This is a genomic window from Brachyspira pulli, assembly GCF_036997785.1.
GTDB lineage: Bacteria > Spirochaetota > Brachyspiria > Brachyspirales > Brachyspiraceae > Brachyspira > Brachyspira pulli.
The window spans coordinates 1-25,525 of record NZ_JAWLQI010000033.1 but is presented as its reverse complement, the minus strand read 5'-3'; the positions used below and the strand labels follow the sequence as shown (position 1 = coordinate 25,525).

Below are 25,525 nucleotides of genomic sequence, written 5' to 3'. Positions count from 1 at the left end.
CATTAGTAAATATAAATTATATTTTTTTAAATATTTAAATAATAAAATGTTGATTGCATTTCTTTTTTTGACTATACTTTTAAACGTTTGATTTTAATCAACTCTCTCACAAAATAAAAAATAAATAAATTATAAGGATTGTTCTATGTCTAAAGAATGGTTTAGAGAAGCCGTAATATATCAAATTTATCCTAGAAGTTTTAAAGACTCAAATGGAGATAGTATCGGTGACTTAAAAGGTGTATTAGAAAAACTAGATTATTTACATGAACTTGGAATAACTGCAATATGGTTCTCTCCTATATACAGTTCTCCAAATGCTGATAACGGTTACGATATATCCGATTATCAAAGCATCATGAAAGAATTCGGCACTATGGAAGACTTTGATAAAATCGTAGAAGAATGCAGAAAAAGAAATATCAAAGTCATTATGGATTTAGTAGTAAATCATACCTCTGATGAACATAAATGGTTTATCGAATCAAAAAAATCAAGAGATAATGACAAAAGCGACTACTATATATGGGCTGACAAAAAGAATGGAAAAGAACCTAACAATTGGGAATCTTTTTTCACTGGAAGTGCTTGGCAATGGTGTGAAGAACGACAGCAATATTATTTACATTTATTCCATAGAAAACAGCCTGACTTAAACTGGAAATGTGATAAATTAAAAGAAGAAATTTTTTCTATGATAGAATGGTGGATAAAAAAAGGAGTTGATGGTTTTAGGATTGATGCTATAAGCTATCTTGAAAAGCCTGCAGGATTCCCTGATTCTACAAAACCGGTTACGCATAAAGACGGATATGTTATGGATGCTGAAATTACTTCTAATTTGCCAGGCACTCATAAACTTATAAATGAAATGAATATCAGATTATTCAGCAAATATGGTACTCCTACCGTTGGCGAAATAGGATGCATAACACCTCAAACTGCAAGAGATTATGTACTTCAAAGCAGAAAAGAATTTGACATGATAATACCTTTCATATTACCTCAAATAGAAATTGACACTTGGAATGTTCCTATGTTCAAAAAAAGAATATCAGATTGGTATGAAGCTTTAAAAGATGATGGTTGGTGGGCTCAGTTTTTAAGCAATCATGATAAGCCTAGACAAGTATCTTTATATGGTAATGATAAGGAATATAGAGTAGAATCTGCTAAAATGCTTGCTTCTATTATACATACTATTCCGGGAACTCCTTTCGTTTATCAAGGTGAAGAAATAGGAATGACAAATGCATATTTTGATAATATAGAAGATTATAATGATGTTGATACTAAAAATCTATATTATAAATTAACAAAAGATATTGATAACAAAGAAGAAATAAATAAAATCTTTGACAGTGTAAGAATATCAAGCCGTGATAATGCAAGAACTCCTATGCAATGGAATGATGAGGAATTTGCTGGATTTTCCAATAATAAACCTTGGATAAATGTTAATCCTAATTACAAAGAAATAAATGTAAAAAAAGCATTAGAAGATAAAAATTCTATTTTTTATTATTATAAAGAATTAATCAGTATAAGAAAAAATAATAAAATAATTGTTTATGGTGATTATAAAGAAATAAAATTTGATAATGAATATGTATATGCTTATGAAAGAAATTATGAAGATAAACAATTAGTAGTAATAAATAATTTCTCTAAAGATAATACAAAAATCAGTTTAAATTATAATATAAAAAATATTCTATTATCAAATTATAAAGAAAATAAAATTAATGGTTCAGAAATAGAATTAAGACCTTATGAATCAATAATTTTTTTCTCTATTTAATTAAATTTAAATAACTAAGTCTAAATAACTAAGGTAACTTTAATTATATATTATAAAGGGGTAAAAATATGAATACAAATATGAAAGTTGGCTTGGGAGAAAAGATAGGCTATGGTATTGGAGATTTAGCTTGTAATTTAATTTTCTCAACAGCTACATCATACCTAATGTACTATTACACAGACATAGCAAAAATAACAGCCACATCAGTTGCAACTTTATTTTTGGTAGCAAGAATTTGGGACGCGATTAACGACCCTATTATGGGAATGATAGTTGATAAAACTAATACTCGTTTTGGTAAATTTAGACCTTATATATTATTTGGTTCTATATTTCTAGCTATATTTGCTTTTTTATGCTATGTAGTACCAACTAATATGAGCTCAACTGGAAAATTGATTTATGCTTATATTACTTATATAGGTTTAGGAATGTCATACACTTTAGTAAATTTGCCTTATTCTGCTTTAACTTCAGCTATGAGTAATGATCCGGAAGAAAGAACTAAAATAACAACTGTAAGAATGATATTTGCTGTATTAAGCGGTGTTGTAGTAGCACAAGTTTGGAATTTGGTAGATATATTTGGTAAAGGAAATGAAACTGTAGGATATAGATATACTACAGGACTTATGGGAATAGTTTCTATAGTATTATTTGCTGTATGCTTCTTCTCTACAAAAGAGAGAGTATATATTGAAAATAAAAAAGAAGAAAAGAAACATTCTTTAAAAGAAGAATTTAACAGTATATTATTAAATCCTCCTTTGATAATAATTACTATTGTATTTATGCTTATATTAATATGCGGTTTCGTTATATCTGGTGTTAATATATTTCTTCAAATACAATTTACAAAGATCTGATTTAATAACTCCTGCTATGACTTTAACAACTTTATCTACTGCTATAGGAATGTTTACAGTTCCTTATGTAACTAAAATGTTTGGTAAAAAGAAAGCTGGAATAATTACATTAACTATGTTCGGATTATTAAATCTATTATTTTTTATAAACTATAAAACATTAAATTCAATACCATTATATTTTATAATAATAGTTGTTTCTGGTATATTCAATTCATATACTTGGTCTTTAGGCTGGTCTATGCTTCCAGACACAATAGAATATGCCGAATATAAAGTAGGTTTCAGAGCTGAAGGATTAATATACTCAATGTACAGTTTCGGACAAAAAATGGGTATGGCTTTGGCAGGACTTATATCAGGACAAATACTAGCATTCGTTGGATACAAGGCTAATGATTTGCAGCAAACTCAATTTGCTTTAGATAGAATTGCATTTTTAAGATGAGGAATTCCTTTTATATTATGTATAATATCTATGATAATACTTTTCTTTTATCCTTTAACTGAGAAAAAATATTTACAAATACTAGACGAATTAAATAAAAGAAAAGGTATACAGCATAATTAATAATTAAAAAAATAAAATAAAAAGGCAGTAAAATTATTTGCTGCCTTTTTAATATAAAAAATAATATTAAATATCAAACTCTATAGGCTTATCATTATCAGCAATAAAGTCTTCTTTCATTTTCTTTCTATATTCTATTAATTTATTCTTAATATCTCCATACTTTAAAGCAAGCATTTCCACAGCAAGCATACCAGCATTATAAGAATTATTAATACCAACAGTAGCAACAGTTATAGGTTTTGGCATTTGAACTATAGATAAAAGAGCGTCCATTCCATCAAGATTGCTTGCACTAATAGGAACACCAATAACAGGAAGTATAGTTTTTGAAGCTATTACTCCAGGTAAATGTGCAGCAAGTCCAGCACCTGCTATAATTACTTCATAACCGTTTTCTTCAATATGCTTAATGGTTTTTTCAAGATGTTCTGGTACTCTATGAGCTGAAAGAACAAATGCTTTATATTCTATTCCAAATTCTTTTAAACAAGAAGCAGCACCTTTCATTTTTTCAGTATCAGATCTGCTTCCAAATATTATAGCAACTTTCATATTTTCTCCTTATTTTTTATTGATTAATTATAAATATAATATCCGAATATGTTGTGTATTTTTTATTTTTATAAATAAAATCAATTCTTAATTTATCTAAATTATTAGGATTAAAATTATTTATATATTTTTTAATTGGCTTTTCTAATAATTCTATATTTCTTTTTAATTTCCATGAATTATATATATCATTAACATCAATTACTATAATAAATATTCTATTTTCACAACCAAACCGCATATCCCCTTGATTTTCATATAAATATTTTATTAACGGCTTGTAATTAATTATTGTATTATTTATTATTTTTATTTGCTCATTTTGAAAATTTTCTAATTCTAATTTAGCTTCTTTATTTTTTATTAACTTTAATCTTTCTAAAATTTCATATTGTAAATTTTTATCATCATTATTATCATATGATATATTAATTTTTTTTGCTATATTTTTTAAAGTACTAATTTCTGATTTTAAATTACTATCTTTTCTCATTTTCTCCATATAACCTTTGGGAAAAATAGTAACTTTTAAATCAAAAGGAATATCTTTTATAAAAAAATCTACATTTTTTATATTACCAATAGCAGGTACAACAAAATTTTGCTTTTTAAAAATATTTTCAATAAGTACAGATGACCAATAATTATACCAACTGCTAACTATATAACCTAGTACTGAATTTTGAATATCTTTTTCTATATTATTAGAAATAACGTTATATGGTATTATATTTGTTGTTTTTACATACTTAGTTACAAAATACTTATCTAAAGAATTACTATAATCACCACCCCATTCAAAAAATTTCATTTTATATAATTCTTTTTCTATATTTTTTATATCTATTAAATTATCATTAAATTTTAAAATACAATATTCATCAATCATATCTATTGATTTAATAACATCTAAAGATAAAATTGTATATAATTCTTCAAAATTATCTTCAAGTTTAGTTGTCTGTAATGTTATGCTATTTCTAATTAAAAAATCTTTTATTATATCTTTTCTTAAAATAGATTTTATTTTAAGCCATAAAATACCATATTCATTTGATGAAAATAATAAAAGGTCATTATTGGAGTATTTTAATTCATTAAAAGTCATCATATTATATTATCCATAATAAAAAATTTAAAATTATTTAGAACTTGCTACTATTAATATTTCATGGCTACCAGCTACACTTCCCTTACCTCCAACACCATTCATATATTTATTATAATATAAATCTACATTTTTTTTATACTTACTAATCATATTAACTATAGTATTTTCATCGGGATAACTTCTATCATTATAACTAAATAACCAATAAGGTATATCTTTTGAAAATTCAAATAATAAATTTAATGATTCTATAACATTATTTTTTTTATCAAAACCTGTATACTTTTTTGGCTCATATCTTTTAGTTGAATTAACAAATTCTTTATCTTTCCAATACTCTGTATAAGTCTCTAAAACATGATAAAAACTTTGGTAGTCAGCATGACTATTACAATATGGAGGATCAAAATACACTAAATCTATATTATCTAAATTTGGGAGTAATTCTAATATATCACAATTATAACTTATGTTATCTTTCTTATTATCAAATACTGCTGCATTGTAATATTTTAATAAATCTATAAATATGTCTTTTATAGGTCTTATCAAACTTCTATTTCTTTTTATTCTATCTGGATTAGAAGCATAATTTAAAGCTTGAGCATGACAAAAATGTCCCATTGTTACTTTTCTAGTCATACTTCTATTCATTATTGATAAAGCTAAAGATTTTTTATATCTATTCTCCAATCTATCTATATTAGACCTAAACGAATCTAAAAATAAAGTTTCATTAATATCAAAAAAAACATTTGTGTATACATCTTGAAATAAATTAAAAAAATTTTCATTAGAATTTTTATCAAATAAAATATTTAAATCTATATCTGTCAATATATTATTTTTATTTTCTATTAATGAAATCCCTATTTGATGATTAAAATTTAAAAAATCATTAGTTATTACTTTATATCCCAATTGCTTAAATCTAAAAGATACAGATTGAGATCCAGAAAAAGCATCTAATACATTATTTATATTATTAGGTAAAAAACTAGATATCCAATCTATAAATTTATATTTAGCACCTAGATATTGGGGTTGTGGAAATGTATAATCCAAATATGTTATTTCATTAAATAAATTAACCATAATTTAGTATAATTTATTAATTATTATTTTGCAAGTATAATAAACAATAATATAATAAAAGCTAATAAATCTCAAATATAAACTATTTTTTTATAATATGATCCATAGACTTAGTATCTTTACTTCCGCATTTTGGGCATTTAGGGCCAAAACCTAATAAATTAAAAACAGAAGGTCTTTTTCTGGAACTGAATATTTTACCGCAAGAATTACATTTGTACATAAAAGGCGGATTAAATGGCAACATAAAAAACTCCTTAAAAATCTTAATATAATAATATTATATGTTATATAGATGACAATTTTTGTCGTGATTTAAAATTATTAATTTTTTATAATGCCATTATAAAAATAATTATTGACTAATCAAATTAATAATTAACTAATTAAAACTATTTATTTTTTAAATAAACACCATCAAAAGTAATATCAAATGTTTCATAATTTGATTCTTCTACTATTTCTATTCTGCCTCTGTCTATAATAGAAATTTTTATAGTATACTTGTCACATTTATAAATAATACTTTTTCCCTCATAATTAGCAACATCATCTAATTCTAAAACATCTCCTGCCTTTGATACCGCATTTCCTTTAATATATAATTCTGTATTATTCTTTAATGAAAGTTCTATAGTAGCATTATCATCTGTTCTTTTATATACTCCTACCAATTCTTCTATAGATATATCTTTAGCATACAAACTAAAAGCAAATAAAAATGAAATAAATGTAAATATAATCTTATTCATAACAAATTCCTAACCTAATATTAATAATATATAAATTATATAATGCAAAAATAAAAAAACAATAGCTATATAAATTAATATATAACTATTGTTTTTATAAAAAATATTCAATAATAATTAATATTAAACTTTAAAGAAATTCATCAATTCAACAAGTTCTTTAGCCTGTCCCATTAAAGCCTCAGAAGAAGCAGTAGCCTCCTCTACTAAAGAAGCATTTTGCTGAGTTGATTGATCCATTTGAGAAACCGCTATATTAACTTGATCTACACCTGCTTGCTGTTCAACTGCCATAGCACTAATGTCTTGCATAATTTTAGATGTATCTTCTATTTTTTGTTCAATATCCATAAATATTTCTTTAGATTTTCTAGCCGTTTCTGTAGCTGTTTTGATTTTATCATTAGCATCAGCTATAAGAGAAGTAATATCTTTAACAGAAGATTGACTTGTCTGTGCCAAATTTCTAACTTCACTTGCTACAACTGCAAAACCTTTACCTTGTTCTCCCGCACGTGCAGCTTCTACAGCAGCATTAAGTGCCAATATATTAGTTTGGAAAGCTATATTTTCTATTATTTTAGTAATATCTGTAATCTTATTACTAGCTTCAAATACAAGTTCTATGTTGTTTGTAGTAGCTTCAATTATTTCTCCTGCTTCCTGAACTGATTTTTCAGAATCCTGCATCATCTGATTTCCTCTAACAGAATTATCAGCTGATGATTTTATTGTAGAAGCTATCTCTTCCATAGAAGAAGCTGTTTCTTCCAAATGAGATGCCTGAAGCTCTGTTCTGCTTGATAAATCTGTATTACCTTGAGCAATTTCAGTAGCAGCATCTGATATCTCCTTTGAACTTTCCAAAACTTTAGCTATAATTTCTCTTAAGTGATTAACCATATTATGTAAGCTGCCAAGAAGTGAAGCAAATTCACTATTACCTGTCATTTTACTTTCATCTATTTTTACAGTTAAATTACCATTTGATATTTCAGAAGCTAAATGAACACATAATCTTAAATTTTTTCCTATAAGTTTTCCTAAAGAAGCTAAGAATAAACCAACAGATAATCCAACAATAAACAATCCTATAAAAAATAGAATTGTATCATTTCTTACTTCATTTGCAGCTTTCTGTAATTTTAAAGCATTATCAGCTTCAAGTGTATCAAAAAACTGATTAATAGGAGCCATTATTTCAGAAACTTTTTCTTCATAAGCTTTTCCATTAACAAGATTTATAGCTTCTAATTGTCTTCCTTTATATTCTTCTGGTATTGAACCATCAGGATTTCTAGGTATACTTTTTATTATATCCATAGCTTGTACTTCTAATTTTACCAATGCTTCTGATCTGCTTTTAGATAAAGTTAAATAATCAAACATCTCTTTAGAAAAGTTTAATTCCTGCATAACATCTGCATAAGATTTTGTTTGTCCATCACTAGAAGGTTTTCTGCCGCTTCCTAAGAAAATAGACCAATATATACCCCTATCATAGTTTAAAGGTGTAGGCTTTGTACCGCCTGATATTGCAATACAATCATTATATGCTTGTTCATACTTTTGATCTGCTGTTGCAACATAACTTCTAACAAATTGAGTTAAAAATGCAGAATTCTGCTGATATTGTCTAGCTATAGCTGATGATTTTATAGTATGTTGATAAATACGGCTATAATCCGTAACACTTCTAACTATTCTCACTTGAAGATATATTAATAAAACTGTCACTACAAAAATATAAAAGCCAAAAATTATGAATTTAGTCCTGATCTTCATGATATACATCTCCAATAAAAATAGTATTTAATGATTTCGGAATTATATGTATTTAATATAAGAACAAAATTTTACAAAAATAATATAAAAATATAAAATAAAATCATTATATTTAAAATATATAAAATAAAATAACAAATCATACAAAAAAATAAAAAAAAATTACTGTAAGAATACTTGAATATTCTTTATAATAAACTTAAAATACATTACTATAAAAAATAATTATTGGAATATATTATGAATGAACAAGTAACAAAAATAAGATTAGGCCTATCTAACATAGTTATATTTAGAGATATTTTAAAAACTAAAGTAATAAAAAAATTAATAAAATTCTTAGAAGTTTATGAAGACAATAATAAAATAAAAGTAATTGATTATTATTCAGATTTTTTATATGAATTATTTAAATATGATCTTACAATAGGAGATTATATATTATCACAAATACTTTTAGATAATAATACCTATATAAATAAAAAAATTAAACAAGAAAATATAAATAATTACTTAGAAAATGCATTAAAAAAAGAATTATATTTCTTTGAATTTATATCATCATTTGATTTTACAACTTTATTTGAAGAAGAATATTCAAAAAACATAGCTCAATTAGAAAATAAAAAGATAGATTTCTATAACATATATACTGACCATATAAACAATATTAATAAAAAAGGATATGGAATATTTTATAACAGCAATATGTTCACTCTTGATGATAGAAAAAATATAATACCGGCAAAACATCAGGATATGCAAAATATAAAACAATTATATGGCTATGAAAGAGAAAGAAGCAAAGTTATACAAAATACAAAAGCATTATTAGAAGGCAAAAAGGCAAATAATATACTTCTTTATGGTGATGCTGGTACAGGAAAAAGCAGTACTATAAAAGCAATCTCTAATATGTTTAAAGATGATGGATTAAGACTCATAGAAGTAAAAAAAGATCAATTATCATTTATAACTGATATAATAGAAGATTTAAGTTATAGCCCTCTTAAATTTATAATTTTTATAGATGATTTAACTTTTTCTTCCAATGATGATACATTCTCATATTTAAAAGCAATATTAGAAGGCGGAGTTAATTCTTTTCCTACAAATGTTGTAGTTTATGTTACTTCAAATTACAGACATTTAATAAAAGAAAATTTCAATGACAGAACTGGAGATGACATTCATATAGAAGATACTATTCAGCAAATAATAAGTTTAACTAATAGATTTGGAATCATTATCACTTTCCAAAGACCAGACAAAGATTTATTTATTGATATAGTTCTATCTTATGCTGAGTATAATAATATAAAAATGGATAAAGAAGAACTCATAAAACAAGCTGAAAGTTATGCTATAAGAAGTGCCGGAAGAAGTCCAAGAGCAGCAAGACAGTTTATAGAAACCTTATTATAATTAATTTCAAATAAAAAATAATAAATTACTATTATAAAAATAAATTTATAATAGTAATTTATTTATACGCTATTATTTTATATCTTTTCTGTACAAATTAAATAATTCATTTGTATAAATCAACAAAGAATTATTATCCAACATAAAATCAGAAGTAGTATCTTCTACATTTGGTCTATTCACAAGGCTATACCAATAATATAATGTTAAAGCTCTATCAGGTTCTCTTTCTTTAGCTCTATCATCATCATTATATCTATAAAGTGAAGAATTAGTATTTTCTGTTATTAAATATTCTATTTTGTAATCAGAATCAGATGAAGAATTTTCTTTTTTAGTTAAAAATAAATTTTGAGCATAATTAAATATATCTCTTGAATAAAGTTTATAATATTCTCCATTGGCATCTTTAGCCATATTTTTAACAACATCATAAGCAAGTCTTTGTTTTTTACCAACTAAAGAATATTTATAAGTCTGCTTATAATAATGCCAAGGAACAGCTAATATATGTATAAACATAAATATTACTAAAAACATAAATAACTTATTTTTTTGATAATATAAATAATTAGCAAATAATAATATAGTAAAAAAAGATAAAGCATACATAGAAAAATGATAAACATATCCGCCGCCTTTGCCTTTTAAAATCATAGGACATAATATAGCAACTGGTATATACAAGAAATAGAAAAATAATGCCTCTTTTAAAAGAGAATCATTTTTGAATCTTTGACCTTTAAATAAATCCTTCTTACATAAAAATATAATAGAATATACAAAAGATGCAATTACAATAACATGAGAAATTATTATTGCAATTATTACTATAGGACTAAATACTCCCCAATAAGTAAAAGCAGTTTTCACATCAAATTTATTTAATGTAAAAGTAGGATATATAATTTGAGCATAAATTTGTGGGAATCGTTTATAAAATGGAACTGTATAACCTTTTGATAAATTAATCATTTTTAAAGAGTTATCAAAACCATTTTGAATTTCCACTATCAAATACGGCAAATATAATAAGAATGATATAAATACACCTAAAGCCAAATATTTAAAATATTTTTTAGAATAATTTCTTTTAATAATCAAATATACCAACAATGTAGGTACTATACCATAATATACTGCAAAATGGAACTGTCCCATTATAGCCAAAACAGGAAATAAAAGTGCAGCAAAAATTTTTGAATACTTTGTGTCTCTTAAATACTCTACAAAAAACATACAAAACAAAAATGAAAACATTACAACAGAATTAGGATTAGTAAATGAAGTAGTAGCTTCAAACAAAATACAATTAACTGCCATAAATGATGTCATAATTGCAGCAGAAATAAAACCAAATCTGAAGTAAAGCCAAATTAAAAATATAAATAAAACTAATAAATATAAACTTACATCAATAATTCTAGCTATATAATAATTCGCTCCTGACAAATTAAACAATAATAAAAATTTGGAATAAAATCCAGCTCCCGGAACTCTTGGTATACTATCATCTACTAAAAGTCCGCTTGTAACCAATCTTGCTCCTGTATGAGGAATATATTTATCATCATAAGCCTTTCTCATATCATAGAAATGCTGTTCATTATCTGTAGATAAAAAAGAATTTCTTTGAAAGTAAAAATTAGAAATTACACTTATAATAATAGCACATATAATTAATATTAATAAAACATAATTAATCTTTTTTTCCATAATTCATTCCTAATCCATAATTTACAAATATTTATTTGAAATGTTCTAAATTTAATAATTCATTAGTATCATGATTAAATTTATAAACTAATATATATTTATTTGTATAAATTGTTTTAGAATTAGTAGCTAAATAATTTATATATTTAGGATAAGCTGGATCATCTGAATTTTTTAACTTTATAAAATCAATAAGTACATATAAATTTGTACCATTATTACAATTCAATGTGTATTCAGGAAAATAAATCTTTGATATATCACAATATGTACTAGTTCTTTCCCCATATATAGAAATTAAATTTACATCTATGCCCTTAGAATCATCATAAATAGATTTAATTATATTTTTCATATTAGCAATATTCATTGGCTCTTCATAATTTTTTATATAGAAACTTAATTGAAGTACATTAGCCAAAATATTTAACATAAAAATTATAAAAAATATTAAACGTATTTTATTTTTTGATTCTAATAGTTTTATTTTTTGTACTAAAAATAATATAATAGGAACATAGAACATAATAAAAAAAGGAAAAAAGTAGTGGAAAGCTCCAACTTTTGAAACAAATACAATATTAAAAAATATTGTTACTGGAATATATATCAAAATAATAAATATCATCTCAATAAGAGTATTTTCATTAGGTGAATTTTTATCATATTTTTTAGAAAAGAAAATATAAATACTTCTTATAAAGCAGAAAGCTGAAAATAGTATAGTCAAAAATAAGAATGTTATAATAAATGGAGAATAAGGAATACTTTTCCAGAAATTCACTATACCTTCCATATTGCTAGAATGGTATATTGACATTTCATTTGTAGTTAACAAAATAATTGAATGAATTTGCGGAAAAGGAAAAGATGAAAAACCAGATTTAGTAGAAAAAATCATTTTCATATTAAAAAAATCATTTTGTAATTCATTTACTAAATATGGAACATATTCTAAAAAAGATAAAAATACACCTATTACCCAAAATATAAAATATTTTTTAGTACGTTTAAATCTAATTATTAGATAAACAATAATAGTAGGTACTATAGAAAAAAAAGTAAAGAAATGAAACTGAGCAATAATTGCTACTATTGGAAATATAATAACTGCTGAGAATTTAACAATATTTTCATTTTTACTATTTATATATTCGTATAAAAAAATGAATAATAAAAAGCTAAAAATCAAAGCCGAATTTGGATTCCAAAAATCAGTTGATGACATTATAAAATAAGGATTAATTAATAATAATGCCCCTAAAAAAGATGTAATTGTCAATCCGTATTTCTTATAAAACCAAAACAAAAATACAAATAATATTAAAAGACTGAATATTAAATTAATTATTTTAGCACCTAATAAACTTTCTGAAGCCAATTTATAAAATAATATATAAAATACATAATAAGCTCCTCCCGGAACTCTTCCTGTCTCAAACTCATTATCTATAGTATGACTATTTGTAAATCTGGCACTTGTAACAGGAAATTTTTTACTTTCATACCATCTTTTCATATCATAGTAATGCTGTTCCTGATCTGTCCTTACAAATCTTCTTGGAACTATATATATATCTAAAGCTATGTTAACAATAAAAGAAGTTACTAATAAAATAGAGCATAATATTATATTTATATTCAATGATTTCATTTTTACTCCAAATTATAAATTATTTTTCATAATTGAATTTTTGCCAATTAGTCTTTTCAAATATATTATCTTTTACAATATAGTAAGAATCGAAATTAAAACTTCTCATTTGCTTATCTTCCAATCTCCAACTGACATTATCAACTAAAAAAGCTCCATGATTTTTATAATCATTTGTAATAATTTTACCAGTATAAGGATTTACTCTATTAGTCAAATGTCTGCTGGCAAGATATGCAGTTTCAGCTGTTGTCATAAATTCTCCGCTTCTTTTTAATTTCCCTCTAGAATTAAAATCTTTCATCAATAACAATGCCCAATATCCATTATATTGTTCCATACCTAAATCAATCATTAAAGAAGGAGTGTAAAAATATGAGTGATCAGAAACTATTATTATTTTTGTATTATCATAAGCATTAATACTTTTTAAAAAATCACAAAATTTTATTACTTGTTTTATTGAAGCGACATTAACATAATAAGACCTAGCATTAAACTCTGTACCAAAAAACTCTAAATCTTCTTTAGGTATCTCCATATTATCAAAATGAGGTTCAAAATCACTATTTATATTATAAGGTTCATGTGTTGCTGCGTTATAGAAAAAGTTAAAATAGTTACCATTAGAATTAATGGTAGTTAAATTACTTAAAGATGTCAAAAAAGAGTATTCTTTTATACTTGTGTTAAAACTTTTAGTATATTGACTTGAATCAAATAAAAGCCAATTTTTTTTATAGAAAGAATTTCTGCTGTATATAGGAAGCATTCTAAAAATAGAAAATCTAAAATTTTTAGACATCTTAGTACTCATAATTTCTTCTTCACTATTATTAATAGTGATTTTTGTTTCTCTGTTCATATTTTCTTTATCTATCAATGTATCAATATAATCTTGAACAAGAGAAAAATCAGCCTTATAAGCATTAATATTAGTGTGCTTAGCAAATAAAGACAAATCTGTAACCTGAGAAAAATTAGCATATATTGGTTCAAACATTACAGAAGTATATCCATTATTATAAAATAATTGAGGAAGCATAAGCAATGCTTCATTATGTTTTTCTACAAGTACATAATTATTTGTTGTAAGTTCATAAGGAGTATATTCATAACCTCCATATAAACTTTGTATGCTAGATACAGTATAATCATAAAAAGATACATTATTAGTATACCATAAAAAACCGTCCATTTGTTCTTCTAGTTCTGGAAATCTATCAAAGGCTACACTATAATATTGAGGTGCCCCTCTATCAAAAATCATTATAAATACATTAGTTCCTGTAGTTGATATATTAAATACTTTATTATTGTACACTTTTGTACCGGAAGAAGCATTAATATTTTTCAAAATTTCTTGCTCACGATTAATTATAAATAAATTTGAAACAGATAATATTACAAGTACAATTATAAACAATAAATTAATATTAATCAGAAATATTTCTTTTCTCTTTTTCAATATAAAATAAATTATTAATATTAATAATAAACTTATAAATACACTAATAATAGTTTGCAAAGGAGAAGCTACAAGTAAATATTCCAATTCAAATTTAAAATCAGTATTTATATTTCCGTAATTACCAACCATTAAAAATGTATTTATTATAGAATAAAAAGAAATAAAACTATATAAGTATATCAATAAATTTTTTATTTTATCAGAAAATAAAAAATAAATACCAATAGGATAAATTACAAAAAATCCTATAAACTTTGAAAAATTGCTTCCGATTAATAAAAATGGCAAATCAAATTCCTGACCTGAACTTCCAATCAAAGCTGAAGGTATAAATAATCCTGCTAAAATAGATAAAGAAATAATGGAAAATATAAATAATAAAAATTTATTTTTTGTAATAATTATATCTTTTGACTTTTTTATATAAAAATAAACAGCCATACATAAAGTTAATATAATCCATATAGCAAGCATATCATAATATGATTTTACATACAACACAAAATTATTTAAGAAATCATATTTCTTAGCCAATTCTATTATATTAGATCTAAATAAAAATAAAAATGTAATAAAAATGAAACATACAAAATAGGCATAATATAAAATTCTAAATCCTTTTCCTATATATTTTACTAATATACCATTTTTAGTTTCAAGTATTATATTTTTTACAAAAGAAAATATACAATTCACAGTCCAATAAATAAGTAAAGCTGATGGAGAATTATATAATACAAACAAAAATATTAAACTAATAGCGTATAAAGGAATCTGCTCCTTTAGTGTTAATTTTTTAGCATATACAAGACCTGAAAGCAAACTAAATAAAGTCATTATAAAAGGAAGTATATTTATGCTGTAATTTCCTAGTTTTAAAAGAGCATCTGGTTTTGACAAATCATTAATAAACCAAAATTTTTCTAATTCTAAACCAGGTATATTGCTGATAAAATTATAAGCAGCTATAAAAAAAGGAATTTGTATCAATAATCCTAATGTGCCTCTGAAAGCGTATATAGTTTTATAACTATTTATACGATAACAAGCCCTTATAAGTAAGAATCTTTGATCTCCCTTATAAACAGACTTAATATTGTCTATCATAGGCTTCATTTTATTTTGTATATCCCTTTCTCTTTTCTGCCATTTTTCTGCTATATTATAAAGAGGCAAAGAAATAATATTAACAAATATACTCAGTAATATAATACTAACTGTATTAGAGCTTTCAGTATGTACTTTTAATATATAAAATATAATTTCTATAAAAAATTGAATCGGATATATAAAAATGTTGTAAAAAATATTCATACGTTTCCTTTTTGATATATCAAACTAAATGGCAAGCACAATAATGTCCGTTTTCAACCTCTCTAAACTCTGGAGCTTTCTCTGCACAAATAGCCTCTGCTTTAGGACATCTAGTTCTAAATTTACAACCTGAAGGAGGATTGATTGGTGAAGGAATTTCACCTGAAAGTATTATACGTTTTTTTGTCTTTGCAACTGAAGGTTCTGATATAGGTATTGCTGAAATTAAAGATTGAGTATAAGGGTGTAAAGATTTTGTATATAATGATTCACTGTCTGTAAGCTCAACAATATTACCTAAATACATAACGCCTATTCTTTTAGATATCTGACGAACTACTGCTAAATCATGAGCAATGAAAAGATAAGTAAGTCCCATATCCTGCTGCATATCATAAAGCATATTTATAATCTGAGCCTGAATAGATACATCTAATGCTGATACTGGTTCATCGCATACTATAAACTCCGGATTAACTGCCAAAGCTCTTGCTATACCTATACGCTGTCTTTGTCCGCCTGAAAATTCATGAGGATATCTCTGTGCCTGTTCAGCATTAAGACCTACAAGTTTAAGAAGATTTATTATTTTTTCCCTTCTTTCATCTTTTGTAGAATATAATTTATGTACATCTAATGCCTCGCCTATTATATCTTCAACTGTCATACGAGGGTTAAGTGATGCATAAGGGTCTTGGAAAATTATCTGCATTTTCTTAGCATAGTTGCGGTAATTTTCATTATTAACTTCCTGTCCGTCAAAAAATATTTTTCCGCTGGTAGGCTTATAAAGATGAAGTAAAGTTCTTCCCAATGTTGTTTTACCGCTTCCAGACTCCCCCACAAGTCCGAAAGTTTCACCTTTATTTATAGTAAAAGTTACTCCATCAACGGCTTTTACAGTTTGTATGCTTCTTCCAAAGAATCCGCCTTTTATTTTGAAATGTTGTTTTAAATCTTGTATATCTATTAAAGGTGCCATAAAAACTCTCTTTATTTCACTAATACTTTATTGTTATTTTTTAATTATTTATATAAAACCATTAACCCTATAATCATTTAGGCATTTGATGAAGCCAGCAAGCTGAGAAATGACCTTTCTCAAATTCTGTTATAGGTGGTTTATGATCTATACATACTTTCATACATTCATCACATCTAGTACTAAAAGGACAGCCTGCCTTCATATTAAGCAAGTCTATTGGTGTTCCTTCTATAGGTATAAGTCTGTCCTGTTTTATATCTATACGCGGAAGTGATTTCAAAAGTCCCAAAGTATAAGGGTGTTTAGGACGTTCAAATATATCAAATACTGTTCCTCTCTCTACTATACCGCCGCCATACATAACTATAATATCATCTGCCATATCAGCTACTATACCAAAGTCATGTGTAATAAGTATAACAGCCATATTGATTTTTTTCTGTATATCTTTTATAAGCTCAAGTATTTGTGCCTGTATAGTAACATCTAATGCAGTTGTAGGTTCATCAGCTATAAGTATTTTTGGATCTCCTGCAAGTGCCATAGCTATCATTATACGCTGACGCATACCGCCTGAAAGTTCATGAGGATACTGCTTTATTCTTCTTCTAGGTTCATTAATACCTACTAATGTAAGAAGCTCAACTATTCTCTCTATAGCATCAGTTTTGCTTATCTTTTGATGTGTAGTCAAAGCCTCCATTAACTGATTACCTATAGTGTATACTGGGTTTAAACAAGTCATAGGGTCTTGGAATATCATTGATATCAAATCACCTCTGATTTTCTTTTTTTCATGCTCTGAAAGTTTAATTAAATCAGTGCCTTCAAAAAGTATTTCTCCATTAATAATTTTACCTGGTTCTTCTATAAGTCCCATAATAGAATATGCTGAAACACTTTTACCGCTTCCAGACTCTCCTACTATACCCAAAACCTTTGATTTATCTAAATTATAAGAAATATTATTAACTGCCTTAACTTCTCCAAGAGGAGTAAAGAAAGACACACTTAAATTTTTTACCTCTAATAAATGATTATTTTCCATATTCAATCCTTATTATTGCTAATAAAAATTGTTCGCTAATAGTATCCGACAAGTAAACTTATCGGATGCTCACAATTTTTATAATGTTATTGCTAATAAAAATTGTTCGCCTGCCCTGCATGCCTTCGGCAATAGTATCCGACAAGTAAACTTATCGGATGCTCACAATTTTTATATATTTATCTATTCTTCATTCTTGGATCTAATGCATCTCTTAAACCATCACCTACCAAATTAAAACAAAGTATTATAATACTTATTAAAGCTGCTGGGAAAAGTAATTGATAAGGATAAGAATATACACCGCTTACAGCATTTGAAGTTAATGAACCAAGAGAAACCATAGGAGCACTAACACCTAAACCTAAGAAACTTAAAAATGCTTCAACGAATATAGCATTAGGTATTTGAACCATAGCAGAAACTATTATAGCTCCCATTGCATTAGGTATTAAATGTTTGAAAATTATTCTGCTATGAGGAGTTCCCAAAGCTCTTGCTGCTGTTACGAATTCCTGACCTTTTAATGCTAAAATCTGACCTCTTGTCATTCTTGCCATATTAGTCCAATAAAGCAAAGATATAACTATAAATATGCTGAAAAGTCCTGGCCCTAAAAGACCTATTCCTCTTAAAGATTCATTTTGTAAAAATAACTTATCCATAGGAGCTTTAAGTACTACTGATAATAATACAACTACTAAAAGTGTTGGAACTGCACTTATTATATCTACTATACGCATCATAATACTATCAGTTAAGCCGCCGAAATAACCTGATATAGAACCATAAACTATACCTATTATTACAACCAATGTAGCTGATACTATACCTATCAAAAGTGATATTCTAGCACCTATCATACATCTTACAAGCAAATCTCTGCCTAAAGTATCTGTACCGAATGGGTGTTCAAATGTAGGAAGGCTATTTTCTACACCTCTGTTTATTTGGGCATATCCGTAATCTGATATTATTGGTATAATAATAGAAAGTATCGCTATAATACCTATTACTATAATAGATACTAAAGCTACTCTATTTTTCTTAAATCTTCTATATGCATCCTGCCAATAGGTCACACTTTCTCTTTTTACTTCTGCCGATGATTTTTCCTCATCTGTTGCTTTTACAAATAATGATTTATCTAAACTTTCTAAACTATTTTCCATTAATTAATATCCGCCTTTATAAAAAATTATAAAATTATTCCTGTATTTTTATTCTAGGGTCTATAATACCATAAGATAAGTCAACTAAGAAATTCATTGCTATCAAAAAAGCACCATAGAATATAGTAACACCTAATATTGTAGGATAATCTCTTTGTGTTATGCTTTCAACAAAGTATCTTCCAAGTCCAGGTATATTAAATATCTTTTCTACTACGAATGAACCTGTAAGTATAGCAGCGGCTAAAGGGCCTATATAAGTAACTATTGGTATAATAGCATTTCTTAAAGCATGCTTAAATATGATTATACCTCTTGATATACCTTTTGCTCTTGCTGTTTTTATATAATCTTGGTGAATAACATCAAGCATTGAACTTCTCATAAGTCTTGCCATAAAGCTTAAAGAACTAAAAGATAAGGCAAAACCCGGCATTATATATTGAGCAAATGAATCAAATCCATAAGCAGGAAGCAATTTTAATTGTACTGAAAATATAATAATAGAAACTGTAGCAACTACGAAACTAGGAACTGCTATACCTAAAGTAGCAGCAACCATTACAGCCCTATCCACAAATTTACCATGCCTTAATGCCGCAACTATTCCGAATAAGACTCCTATAGTGGTAGAAATAAACATACTAAATATTCCAAGTCTAAAAGATACTGGAAAAGCTCTTATTATAGTACCTGAAACTGACTGACCTATTTTAGTAAGTGAAGTACCCAAATCACCTTTAATGGCATTTTTCAAATAATTACCATACTGCACTATTAGCGGCTTATCGAGTCCGTACTTTTTATTTAAATTTTCCAATGCTACTTTACTAAGAGGTTTTTCACCTACAAAAGGGCCTCCAGGTACTGTATGCATTAAAAAGAATGTTATAGTTACTATAACAAAAAGGGTTAAAAGTGAAACTAATAATCTTCTGACAACATAAGAAAACATAAAAATACCTTCTAAATTAAAATAATTCAAATTATTATTGACAGTATATTATCTAATAAAAATTAAGTTTTGTCAAACTTTAAATATTACTAATTTTCATAATAAATCACATATCATTAAAATAAAAGCATAAATACAATACAAATTATTTAGAAATCCCGCCCTTTATTCTCTTAAACATCATTAAAAATTATAATTTATATTTATAAAATATAAAAATTGACAAAGTATATTTGTTTCAGTATATTACAACTTCATTTCAAACCATATTCTTCTTTAGTACGTTTTACGTTTTCTCTAGCAAATTCATTATTAGGATCTAATTTTAAAGCCTTCTTATAATCTTTTAATGCCTCTTCATAAAGACCTAAATTTTCCTTAGTAAGGCCTCTGTTATTATAAGCATCTACATAATCAGGATCTAATTTTATAGCCTTATCAAAATCTTCTATAGCTTCTTCATAAAGTCCTAAATTATCTTTGGAATTTCCCCTATTATTATATGCAAAAGCATAATTAGGATTTAATTTTATAGCTTTATCATAATCTTTAATAGCTTCTTCATAAAGCTCTAAATTATATTTTGCATTACCTCTGCTATTATAAGCATCTGTATTATCAGGTTCTAATTTTATAGCCTTATCAAAATCTTCTATAGCTTCTTCATAAAGTCCTAAATTATCTTTAGCATTTCCCCTATTATTATATGCAAGAGCATAATTAGGATTTAATTTTATAGCTTTATCATAATCTTCTATAGCTTCTTCATAAAGTCCTAAATTATCTTTGGCAATTCCCCTATTATTATATGCAAGAGCATAATTAGGATTTAATTTTATAGCTTTGTTAAAATCTTTTATAGCTTCTTTAGAAAATCCCAACTCATCTTCTAATAATCCTTTATTATTATAAGCATCAAATAAATTAGGATCTATTGATAAAGCTTTATCAAAATCTTTTATAGCTTCTTCTAAAAGTCCTAAATCACTTTTAAGAAGCCCTCTGTTATAATAAGCATATGTATAATCAGCCCTTAACTCTATAGCCTTATCATATTCTTCTATAGCTTCTTTTAAAAGTCCAAGTTTAGTTTTGGCAACAGCTTTGTTATAATAAGCATCTGCCATATTAGGGTTTAACTTTATAGCCTCATCATAATATTTTATAGCTTCTGCATATTCTCCATTAGCACTTTTATAAATACCTTTAGAATTATAATCATGATAATCAGTAAGATTGTTTAAACGATCAATATCAACTTCTTTCTTATTGTCAACTATATTTGTAAAACTGTCTATAAAATGCTGTTTATCTGACATTATTTTATTTAATTCTTCATTAAAAGTTTTTGCTTTGTCATTGAAATCATCAAAATCAGAATAGTTTTCTGCATCAATATTATTTAAAAAATCATTAAATTCATCTAAACATTTATTTAATTCCTTTTGCAAATTCTCTAATTTATTTTTAGATTCTTTTAAATGTTGTCCGAATAGAAAATTAGTCATTGTTGCCATTTTTAACTCCTATAACTATTTATTATTAATATATAAGTTACAATTTTGTATATGATACAATTATAGCATAGTATATACTGAAAATTTTTAACTTTATCAATTTTTTTATTCAACTTTTTTCCCGCCGCACACGCTCTGCGGACTTCGTCAAAGTTGCTATATCCTCGACAGGCTTAGATACGCTTCGCGAAAGTGCAAGTATAAAATTAGTACTAAATAATACTAAAATTGTCTTACATGTAAAATAATTTATTACATTTAAGTTCAAATATAGCCTTTTTGCTTCTTTGTGGCAATACCACAGGCACTCCCTGCGGTCGCAAAAGAAGTGGGGTCTGGGGCAAAGCCCCAGATATAAAAACAAAAATATAACTTTACTTTTTACAAAATATAATTGTTTAGGTATATAATAAAACTTTTTAAGTTTGTTAATTTTTTATTGTCATTTTTCAAAAATTAAAACAAAAAATAAAACAGCTGCTAATATTATAATTTATAAAGTAATATTCTTATCCTTACAAAATTCAGCTGCTAAATCTATATTGGTAAATTCTTCTTTTATAATATCCTTAAATACCATAAGATTAAATTCATCTTCTAAAGCTAACTTATAAGATTTATCCAAATCATTCAATGCTGACTTTTCTAAATCAGTGTAATTTTTTGATGAAGTTATTTTTGATACAATCTTACTAAAAAATGATTTCTTCTCATCTGCTTTATTTTCTGCATTAGTTTCCTTTGATAAGAAGAATTTCTCTTTAGCTCTTAAAATATATAAAAACCAATCATTATCATTTAATTCAATAGCTTTATCATAGTTTTCAATACTTTCTCTATATTTATGTAAATAATCATAACATGAAGCTATTTCACTGTAATAGTTAGGATTATTCGGATCATATTCTATAGCTTTATTCAAATCATTTATAGCTTCATCATAATTCTTTAAATACTTTTTAGAACAGCCTCTATAATAATAAGCACTGCAATGATCAGGTTTTTTATTTATAATAATATCAAAATCTTTTATTGCTTCATCATAATTTAATGCTCTGTATTTAGTGTATCCTCTTTCATAATAAACATCAAAATTATCAGGATACATATTCATAACTTTATCATATATTTGTAAAGCTTCTTCATATTTATTCATATTAGATAAACAAAAAGCAATATTAAAATAAGCACTAAGTTTATCAGGCTTTATTTCTAATACTTTATTATAATATTCTATAGCTTTATCATATATGGTCTGTCTTGAATATATAAGTCCAATATTAATATAAATATCTGCCTCATCATATCCTAATTCTAATGCTTTATTAAAATCTTCCAAAGATTTTTCATAATCTTCTAAACTCATCTCAGCAAGTGCAATATTATAATAGCTTAATGCATAATCAGGCTTTATTTCTAATGCTCTTTTATAATAATCAATAGCTTCTTTATAGTTTCCTAAATTATGTTTAATAAGCCCTAAATTAATATAAGCAGATGAATATAGAGGATTTATTTTTAATGCATTATTATAATATTGAATAGAGTTTTCATAATCATGCATTTCATAATATGATAAACCAATATTATAATATGCACTAGCCATATAAGTATTTAATTCTATGGCCTTATTAAAATTTTTAATAGCTTCTTCATAATCTTTTTTATAATGATATACTAAACCAATACTATTATATATTTCAGCATTATTACTATCTATGTCCAAAGCCTTATTCAAATAATATAAAGCTTCATCATATAATTCTAATTCCATTTTGATCAAAGCTATTTCATTATAAATAGTAACATCAGTATCATCTATTTCTAGTATTTTATTTAAACAAGATAAAGCTCCGTCATAATCTTTTAAAGCTCTTTTTACTAAAAACATTTTGAAATAAGTATCTGCATTATTAGGATAAATTATAAGTGCTTTTTCTAAATATTCCAAAGCCGCTTTATTTAAATCCAATTTATGCAAAGCAAAAGCAATATCATAATATGCGTCAATAAAATTAGGATTTATCTCTAATGCTTTTTTAAAATATTCTAAAGATTCCTCCATATATCCTGCATCAATTTTTATATTACCTATTCTGTCATAAACATAAAGGTCATCAGGATACATTTCTAAAATTTTATTTAAATATTCATTAGCTTCATCATATAGTTCTAAATCTAATTTTATAGAATAAATTTTTAAATATGTTTCAACATTACCAGGATCTATTTCCAAAGCCTTATTTAAATAGGATAAAGCCTCATCATCAAATTCACCAGAATGTTTTATCAAAGCAATATTATGATAGGCATTAATGAGATTAGGATTTATCTCTATAGCCTTCTCATAATATTTTAAAGCTTCAGTAATTTCATCTAAATGATACTTACATAAACCAATATAGTTATATGCCATGCTTGCTGTAGAATTTTTATCTAATTCTATAACTTTATTAAAATCATTTATAGCTTCTTCAAATTGTGATAAATAAAACTTACATAATCCCCTATTATTATAAGAATTAACATTATCAGGAAAATCAGCTAGTACTTCATCATAAATATTTATAGCTTCTTTATATTTTTTCATGTAAAGATAACATATTCCTATATTAATGCGGGAATCTATATCATTATTATCTATTTGCAAAACTCTATTAAAATCTTCTATAGCTTCTTCATAATTACCTGAATTTAATTTTGCAAAACCTCTGTCATAATAACTTCCAGTAGTATCATCACCCAATTCAATAGCTCTGTCAAAATCTTTTATAGCTTCTTCATATAAACCCAAATTTAATTTTGATAATCCTCTATTATGGTAAAGATCATAAGAATCACCATTATAAAATATAACCTTATCAAGATATTCAATGGATTTTTCATACTCTTTATTTTCATAAGCTTCTTTAGCTTTATCCAATAATTCTTCAATACTGTTATTCATAATACAATTTCCTATAAAACTAATTTTATTTCAAGCCATGTTCTTTTTTAAGATTCTCAATATTACTAATTGCATATTTGTTATTAGGATCTAATTCTAAAGCCTTTTTATAATATTTTAAAGCTTCTTTATATAGTCCTGCATTTTTCTTAACCCAGCCTCTATCATTATATAAATAAGCAGTATTTGGTGATAATTCTATAGCTTTATCATAATCCTTTATAGCTTCTTTATACTGTCCTAATTCATCTTTAGCACTTCCCCTATTACCATAAGCATTTGTATAATTAGGAGTCAATTCTATAGCCTTAGTATAATCTTTTATAGCTTCTTTATATAATCCCAAATCATTTTTAGAAAGTCCTCTGTTATTATATGCTTCACTGTAAGTTGGTCTTAATTCTATAGCCTTATCATAGTATTTAATTGATTCTTTTAAAAGATCCAAATCATATTTAGCACTTCCTATATTATAATAGGCTTCTGGATTATCAGCACATAAATCTATAGATTCTTCATAATCTTTTATGGCTTCTTCATACATTCCTAAACTGCTTTTAGCAAGCCCTCTATTATTATATGCATCGCTATAATTAGGATTTAGATATATAGCTTTATCATAATATTTTATAGCTTCTTTATATAACCCCAACTCTCTTTTTGCATTTGCTATATTATAATAAGCAGCTGTATAATTAGAGTCCAATTTTATAATTTTCTCATAATCTTTTATAGATTCTTCATATAGTTCTAAATTATACTGAAAATTTTTAAGTTTGTCA

At 25.5% G+C, this 25,525-nt stretch carries 18 protein-coding genes and 1 pseudogene; 3 read left to right on the top strand and 16 right to left on the bottom strand.

What is annotated here, in order from left to right; translation table 11 throughout:
• The first annotated feature begins 145 nt into the window (after nt 1-145).
• Together R4K56_RS08710 and R4K56_RS14760 are read left to right on the top strand one after the other, a co-directional pair.
• Complete coding sequence (locus R4K56_RS08710; RefSeq protein WP_335772374.1) at nt 146-1,801, top strand: glycoside hydrolase family 13 protein; 1,656 nt, start codon at nt 146-148, stop codon at nt 1,799-1,801.
• A gap of 68 nt (nt 1,802-1,869) precedes the next feature.
• Nucleotides 1,870-3,118, top strand: a pseudogene (locus R4K56_RS14760) (glycoside-pentoside-hexuronide (GPH):cation symporter).
• A gap of 189 nt (nt 3,119-3,307) precedes the next feature.
• Here R4K56_RS14760 and purE read toward each other — a convergent pair.
• From purE to R4K56_RS08670, 6 genes are all read right to left on the bottom strand, one after another.
• Complete coding sequence (purE, locus tag R4K56_RS08695) at nt 3,308-3,796, bottom strand: 5-(carboxyamino)imidazole ribonucleotide mutase (RefSeq protein WP_335760618.1); 489 nt, start codon at nt 3,794-3,796, stop codon at nt 3,308-3,310.
• A gap of 16 nt (nt 3,797-3,812) precedes the next feature.
• Entirely contained in the window at nt 3,813-4,907 is a 1,095-nt protein-coding gene (locus tag R4K56_RS08690; RefSeq protein ID WP_335772375.1) for a hypothetical protein, read from the bottom strand.
• 30 nt (nt 4,908-4,937) lie between these two features.
• Nucleotides 4,938-6,002 carry a DNA adenine methylase gene (locus tag R4K56_RS08685; RefSeq protein WP_297296798.1) on the bottom strand — a complete coding sequence of 355 codons (1,065 nt, stop codon included), beginning with the start codon at nt 6,000-6,002 and terminating at the stop codon, nt 4,938-4,940.
• Nucleotides 6,003-6,084: 82 nt separating this feature from the next.
• A complete protein-coding gene (locus R4K56_RS08680; protein ID WP_335772376.1) occupies nt 6,085-6,249 on the bottom strand; it encodes a zinc ribbon domain-containing protein in 165 nt (54 codons plus the stop codon).
• A gap of 145 nt (nt 6,250-6,394) precedes the next feature.
• Entirely contained in the window at nt 6,395-6,754 is a 360-nt protein-coding gene (locus tag R4K56_RS08675; RefSeq protein ID WP_335757682.1) for a hypothetical protein, read from the bottom strand.
• Nucleotides 6,755-6,877: 123 nt separating this feature from the next.
• A complete protein-coding gene (locus R4K56_RS08670) occupies nt 6,878-8,539 on the bottom strand; it encodes a methyl-accepting chemotaxis protein (RefSeq protein ID WP_335757681.1) in 1,662 nt (553 codons plus the stop codon).
• Nucleotides 8,540-8,779: 240 nt separating this feature from the next.
• Between R4K56_RS08670 and R4K56_RS08665 the strand changes: the two genes are divergently transcribed.
• Nucleotides 8,780-9,964, top strand: a complete 1,185-nt coding sequence (locus R4K56_RS08665; RefSeq protein ID WP_335757680.1) for an ATP-binding protein — start codon at nt 8,780-8,782, stop codon at nt 9,962-9,964.
• 72 nt (nt 9,965-10,036) lie between these two features.
• Here the strand turns inward: R4K56_RS08665 and R4K56_RS08660 are convergent, their stop codons facing one another.
• The 10 genes from R4K56_RS08660 to R4K56_RS08615 form a co-directional block, all read right to left on the bottom strand.
• A complete protein-coding gene (locus tag R4K56_RS08660) occupies nt 10,037-11,680 on the bottom strand; it encodes a hypothetical protein (RefSeq protein WP_335760614.1) in 1,644 nt (547 codons plus the stop codon).
• A 31-nt stretch (nt 11,681-11,711) separates the two neighbouring features.
• The gene (locus R4K56_RS08655) at nt 11,712-13,334 is read right to left on the bottom strand and encodes a hypothetical protein (RefSeq protein ID WP_335760613.1); all 1,623 of its coding nucleotides are present in this window, start codon (nt 13,332-13,334) and stop codon (nt 11,712-11,714) included.
• A 19-nt stretch (nt 13,335-13,353) separates the two neighbouring features.
• Nucleotides 13,354-16,119: a YidC/Oxa1 family membrane protein insertase gene (locus R4K56_RS08650; RefSeq protein ID WP_335772377.1), complete on the bottom strand. Its 2,766-nt coding sequence runs from the start codon at nt 16,117-16,119 to the stop codon at nt 13,354-13,356.
• Nucleotides 16,120-16,138: 19 nt separating this feature from the next.
• On the bottom strand, nt 16,139-17,101 hold the full coding sequence (locus R4K56_RS08645; protein ID WP_335757676.1) for an ABC transporter ATP-binding protein: 963 nt from the start codon (nt 17,099-17,101) through the stop codon (nt 16,139-16,141).
• A 73-nt stretch (nt 17,102-17,174) separates the two neighbouring features.
• Nucleotides 17,175-18,152, bottom strand: coding sequence for an ABC transporter ATP-binding protein (locus R4K56_RS08640; protein ID WP_297296816.1), 978 nt, complete (start codon nt 18,150-18,152; stop codon nt 17,175-17,177).
• A 179-nt stretch (nt 18,153-18,331) separates the two neighbouring features.
• On the bottom strand, nt 18,332-19,324 hold the full coding sequence (locus R4K56_RS08635; protein WP_297296818.1) for an ABC transporter permease: 993 nt from the start codon (nt 19,322-19,324) through the stop codon (nt 18,332-18,334).
• Between the two features lie 34 nt (nt 19,325-19,358).
• A complete protein-coding gene (locus tag R4K56_RS08630) occupies nt 19,359-20,279 on the bottom strand; it encodes an ABC transporter permease (protein WP_297296820.1) in 921 nt (306 codons plus the stop codon).
• A gap of 254 nt (nt 20,280-20,533) precedes the next feature.
• On the bottom strand, nt 20,534-21,796 hold the full coding sequence (locus R4K56_RS08625) for a tetratricopeptide repeat protein (protein WP_335772378.1): 1,263 nt from the start codon (nt 21,794-21,796) through the stop codon (nt 20,534-20,536).
• Nucleotides 21,797-22,289: 493 nt separating this feature from the next.
• The gene (locus R4K56_RS08620; protein ID WP_335772379.1) at nt 22,290-24,743 is read right to left on the bottom strand and encodes a tetratricopeptide repeat protein; all 2,454 of its coding nucleotides are present in this window, start codon (nt 24,741-24,743) and stop codon (nt 22,290-22,292) included.
• Between the two features lie 25 nt (nt 24,744-24,768).
• On the bottom strand, nt 24,769-25,525 hold a 757-nt coding region (locus tag R4K56_RS08615; RefSeq protein WP_335786902.1), incomplete at its 5' end, for a tetratricopeptide repeat protein.